Annotated in this window: 2 protein-coding genes; both read right to left on the bottom strand. The window is 69.4% G+C overall.

Translation table 11 applies throughout. From position 1 onward, the window contains the following. Positions 1 to 4,523: beta-ketoacyl synthase N-terminal-like domain-containing protein (locus AB0E24_RS45755; RefSeq protein ID WP_359385967.1), on the bottom strand; the 4,523-nt coding region annotated here is incomplete at its 3' end. A 126-nt stretch (positions 4,524 to 4,649) separates the two neighbouring features. Further along, positions 4,650 to 5,891, bottom strand: a 1,242-nt coding sequence (locus AB0E24_RS45750; protein ID WP_359385964.1) for a beta-ketoacyl reductase, incomplete at its 5' end; no start/stop codon positions are given.

Here is a 5,891-nt window from a genome sequence, read left to right as displayed (position 1 = left end):
ACCACACCCCGCACATCCACCACCACCACCGACCGAAACCCATCCCCCCACACACCCATCACACGATCACCAACACACACCTCAGTCACACCAGAGCCCACCTCCACCACAACCCCGGCGCCTTCGCTGCCCAACAGAGCGTTCTCAGCGTCGGGATACATACCGAGCGAGATCAGAACATCACGGAAGTTCAACCCCACCGCACGCACCTCGATACGCGCCTCCTGCGCACCCAGAGCGCGGGTCGCCGCGTCGCAAGGGACGAGTGACATACCGTCAAGCTCACCGTCCGGGTCGACCTGGAGGCGCCAGGGACCGTCGGGGAGCTTCGGAGTGGCGGGGACGGCGGCCACTCCGGGGATGCTCGGTTCGCCGCGTCGGAGCGCCAACTGCGGTTCTCCGGTGTCCAGCGCGGCGGGCAGTGCGGTGAGTGACCCTTCGTCCGCGTCAAGATCGACGAGAACGAAGCGGCCGGGGTGTTCGGTCTGCGCTGACCGCACCAGCCCCCAGACCGGAGAGGCGGCCAGGTCGGACACACCCTCGCCCGTCGCGACGGCGACGGCTCCCCGCGTGACGAGCACCAGCCGGGCCCCGGTCGCGGCGGACGTCTCGTCCGCGAGCCAGTCCTGAACGAGCGACAGAGCCCGGCCCACGGTGGACACAGCCTCCGACGCGACGTCCGTTCCGGCGCAAGGGGCGATACCGGCCAGCACATAATCCGGCGGCGGGCACTCTCCCGCGGCCACCTGCCCGGCGAGGTCGGCCAGATCCTCATAGCCGTCGGCGAGCCGGTCGAGGCCGAGTGCTTCGCCGCTGACGACGGCGAGGCGCCGAGCCCGGCCCTCGGTGTCCATGGCCGGTAGAGGCGTCCACTCGACGCGGTGCGGGGCAGTGGTGGTGTGCGTGTCCGCGGGGTCGCCGCCGCCTTCTCCGAGGGGCCGGGTGACCAGGGTCTCGACCGAGGCCACCGGCCGGCCCGTGTCGTCCGCCACCAGGACCGACATGCCGCCGCCGGTCACCGGTGTGAGGCGTACCCGCAGCTTCGTCGCACCGGTGGCATGCAAAGTGACACCACTCCACAGGAACGGCAACCGCACGGCGCCCGGACCAGCGTCGTCCGGACCAGCGTCGTCCGAACCCGCGTCGTCCGAACCCGCCGCCCACGCGTGCAACGCCGCGTCCAGCAACGCCGGATGCACGCCGAACCCGTCGCCGGTCCGGCGCGCCACCTCGGGCAGCGCGGCCTCGGCGTAAATCTCTTCCCCTCGGCGCCATACGGTCTCCAGGCCGCGGAAGACCGGCCCGTAGCCCAGACCCTGATCACTCAGCCGCTCGTACAGCCCTGCCGTCTCCACCGGCCGCGCCCCCGCCGGTGGCCAACTGCCGAGGCCCGCCGGCTCACCGGACACACCGGCCGTCAGAACGGTGCCGCGCGCATGTCGGGTCCAGACGCCGTCAGCACCACAGGTGTGCAGGCTGACGTACCGGCGGCCGTCGCTCCCCTCCGATCCGGTGATGGTCACCTGGACACGCAGCACACCGCCGTCCTCGGGGAGCACCACCGGTGTCTCCAGGCTGAGTTCGTCGAGCCGGTCGCAGCCGACGCTGTCCGCCGCGCGCAGGACAGTCTCCACCAGAGCGGTTCCCGGCACCACGGTCCGGCCGCGCACGGTGTGGTCGGCGAGCCAGGGGTGGGTACGCAGTGACCAACGGCCCGTGAGGAAGTGTCCGTCGGAGTCGGGCAGCGGTATACCGGCGTCGAGCAGCGGGTGTCCAATGGATTCCATGCCGATGGCGGCGGCGTCGGCAGGGGCGCTCGGGGCGAGCCAATAATGCTGTCGTTGGAAGGGGTATGTCGGGAGGTCGACCCGACGTGCACCGGTATCACCGTAAACCCGCGCCCACTCCACCGGCGCACCCGCCACATACGCCTCGGCAAGAGACCTCAACACACGCCCCCGACCACCCTCATCACGCCGCAACGTCCCCACCACAGACACCTCAACACCATGATCCTCAGCCGTCTGCTCAACACCCAACGTCAACACAGGATGCGCACTGACCTCAACAAACTGCCGAAACCCCGCATCCAAAAGAACCCGCACCGTCTCCTCAAACCGCACCGGAAAACGCAAATTCCGATACCAATACCCCGCATCCAACCCCGCCATATCCAAAACCCCACCCGTCACCGTCGAATAAAACGGCACCACACCAACACCCGACACCACACCAGAAACCGCCTCCTCCACCTCACCCCGAACCTCCTCCACCTGCACACCATGCGACGCATAATCCACCGGAATACGCCAAGCCCGAACACCAACACCCTCACACTCAGCCAAAAACCCCTCAAGCACACCAACATCACCCGAAACAACAACCGCCGAAGGACCATTCACCGCCGCCACACACAGACCACCCCCAAACGACTCCACCAACCCCCGCACCACACCCACCCCAGCACCAACCGAAACCATCCCACCCCGACCCGACAACCCCACCAACACCCGACTCCGCAACACCACCAACCGCGCCCCCTCCTCCAACGACAACCCACCCGCCACCACCGCCGCAGCAATCTCCCCCTGCGAATGACCCACCACGGCCGACGGCACCACACCAAACGAACACCACACCTCAGCCAACGACACCATCACCGCCCACAACACCGGCTGCACCACATCCACCCGCCCCAACGCCACCTCATCCGACAACACATCCCACAACGACCACTCCACCAACGGCCCCAACACATCCGCACACTCACCCAACCGCCGTGCAAACACGGGCGAGGACTCCACCAAATCCAACGCCATCCCCACCCACTGCGACCCCTGACCCGGAAATACAAAGACGGGTCCGGAGCCGTGGTGGGCGCTGCCGGTGATGAGTTCGGTGGTTTCCCGGCCGGTCGCGTGGTGCGTCAACTGGTCGATGGCGTGCGGGAGGTCGGGGGTGAGAAGTACCGCCCGGTGATCGAAGGCGGTTCGGGTCGTGGCGAGTGTGTGGCCGATGTCCGCGAGGGTGTGGTCGGGATGGCGTACGAGGTGGGCGGCGAGCCGGCCGGCCTGGTCACGCAGTGCGGCCTCGGACTTGGCCGACAGCGTCCAGGGCGCCAGCGGCAGTTCGCATTCGTGCGTGGGGGCGGGGCTCTCCTGCGGTTCGCCGTCGGGCACCGGGGCCTCTTCGACGATGATGTGCGCGTTGGTGCCGCTGATACCGAACGAGGAGACACCGAACCGGCGCGGCTGGTCACCCCGCGGCCAGTCGAGCGGGTCGGTCAGCAGACGTACCGTACCGGTGGACCAGTCCACATGTAGCGAGGGCTCATCCACGTGCAACGTCCGCGGCACCACACCCTGCCGCAACGCCGACACCATCTTGATCACACCCGCGACCCCCGCCGCCGCCTGTGTGTGCCCGATGTTCGACTTCACCGACCCCAGCCACAACGGCCGCTCCGGATCCCGCCCCCGCCCATACGTGGCGAGCAGTGCGTCAGCCTCGATCGGGTCGCCGAGCTTCGTCCCCGTCCCATGCGCCTCCACCACGTCCACATCACCCGCGGACAGCCCCGCGTCCGCCAACGCCGCCCGGATCACCCGCTCTTGGGCGGGACCGCTGGGCGCGGAGAGGCCGCTGCTTGCGCCGTCCTGATTGATCGCGGTACCGCGGACGACCGCGAGGACGGGGTGTCCGGCGCGGTGGGCGTCGGAGAGCCGTTCGAGGCAGAGCATGCCGGCACCTTCCGCCGGGCCGAAACCGTCGCCCGCGGCCGAGAAGGGCTTGCAGCGGCCGTCCGGGGCGAGGCCCCGCTGTCGGCTGAAGCCGATGAAGATGCCGGGGGTGGACATGACGGTGACACCGCCGGTGAGCGCGAGGGAGCATTCGCCCCGGCGCAGGGACTGCACCGCGAGGTGGAGGGCGACGAGGGAGGAGGAACAGGCGGTGTCGATCGTGACCGCGGGGCCCTCCAGCCCGAGGCTGTAGGCGATGCGTCCGGAGACGACGCTGGGGGAGCTGCCGGTGACGAGGTGTCCTTCCATACCGTCGTCGACGGCGTGCAGCCGCGGCCCGTAGTCGGGCAGACCGGCTCCGACGAACACCCCTACGTCGCGCCCCTTCAGCGAGGAGGGGTCGATGGCGGACCGTTCGACGGCCTCCCAGGAGGTCTCCAGCAACAGCCGCTGTTGCGGGTCCATGGCCTGAGCCTCGCGGGGGGAGATACCGAAGAAGCCGGCGTCGAAGTGCCCGACGTCGGTGACGAAGCCACCCGCCCGCGTGTATGTGCGCCCGGGGGCATCGGGGTCGGGGTCGTAGATCGCTTCGCTGTCCCAGCCCCGGTCGTCGGGGAACGGTGTGATGGCGTCGGTACCTTCCCGCGCCAGGTGCCACAGGTCCTCGGGGGTGGCGACGCCACCGGGGTAGCGGCAGGCCATGCCGACGACGGCGATCGGCTCGCCTGCCACGGCTTCCAGCTCCCGTAGTCGGCCGCGGGTCTCATGGAGGTCGGCCGTCACTCGTCGGAGGTAACCGAGAAGCTTTTCCTGTTCCGACATCACTACCTCGGGGGGTCGGGCGGGCATGCAGAACCTGCGGATGAAGGGGGTGAAGAAGGCCGAGGGGGCGGGGAGGGGCGGGCGCCGTCAGTGCGAGCCGAATTCCCGGTCGATGAAGCTGAAGAGTTCGTCCGCCCCGGCCGACTCCAGGTTTTCGGCCACATCGGCCGCCCCGCCCGCCCCGGCGTCGTCCGAGGCGGCGCTCCCGTTCCTGGCAGTACTCCCGTTCGGGGCGGCGTTCCCGTTCGGGGGCGTGCTCCCGTTCGCGGCGGCGCTCCCGTTCGGGGCCGTGCTCCAGTGGGACAGGAGGTCCTGGAGCCGGGTGACCACCATGGCCCGGGTGGCGCCGTCCGTGTCGGCGGCCGAGTCGCGCAAACTCGTTTCCAGCCGGTCGAGTTCAGCGCGCAGCGCGGTGTCCGCGTCGTCGACCGTGTCCGGTGGCATCAGCTCCGCGCCGAGGTGGTCGGCGAGGCGGGTGGCGTCGGGGTGGTTGAAGACAAGGGTCGCGGGCAGCCGTAGTCCGGTCGCGGTGCTGAGGCGGTTACGCAGTTCCACAGCGGTCAGCGAGTCGAAACCCATGTCGAGGAAGCCCTGCTCGGCGGGGATCGACTCGGCCGAGCCGTGTCCGAGTACGGTCGCGGCATGCTCGCGCACGGTGTGCAGCAGCACCCGGCGGCGTTCGCCCTTCCCGAGTCCGACGAGCCGACGTGCCAACGGCGCGCCGTCCGGTTGCGTTCCGTCCCCGGCGGATGCCGTCCAACGGCGGCGGGGTGCCACCTGCCGCTCGGCCAGGCCACGGAGCATGGGCTGGACCGGGGTGTCCCTATCGGCCGCGCCGAGGGCGCGGCCGTCCAGTTCGGCCGCCACCACCAGGCTCCGCGCGGACTCCGCAGCCGCGTCGAAGAGTCGGAGCCCGTCGTCGTTGCGCATCGGTACGACGCCCATGCGAGCGAAGCGGGTGAGGTCGATATCGTCCAGCCCTTCGGTCATCACCGAACGCTGCTCCCACAACCCCCAGGCAACCGACACACCCGGCAACCCACGCGACCGCCGAAACGCCGCCAGGGCATCCAGGAACGCGTTCCCCGCCGCATAGTTCGCCTGCCCCGCCGCCCCCAACACACCAGCCGCGGAAGAGAACATCACAAACCAACGAACACCACGATTGAGCGTCAACTCATGCAGGTTCCAGGCACCTGTCACCTTCGCCGCCAGCACCCCCGCCAACCGCTCCGCACTCAACGACTCCACCATCACGTCATCCAACACACCCGCCGCATGCACCACCCCCGACACCCCACCCTCCAACGACGACAACACCCCCGCCAA

The organism is Streptomyces malaysiensis subsp. malaysiensis (assembly GCF_040653035.1).
Classification (GTDB): Bacteria; Actinomycetota; Actinomycetes; order Streptomycetales; family Streptomycetaceae; genus Streptomyces; species Streptomyces malaysiensis.
The sequence above is the reverse complement of the archived record's forward strand: the minus strand, read 5'-3'. Positions and strand labels throughout refer to the sequence as shown.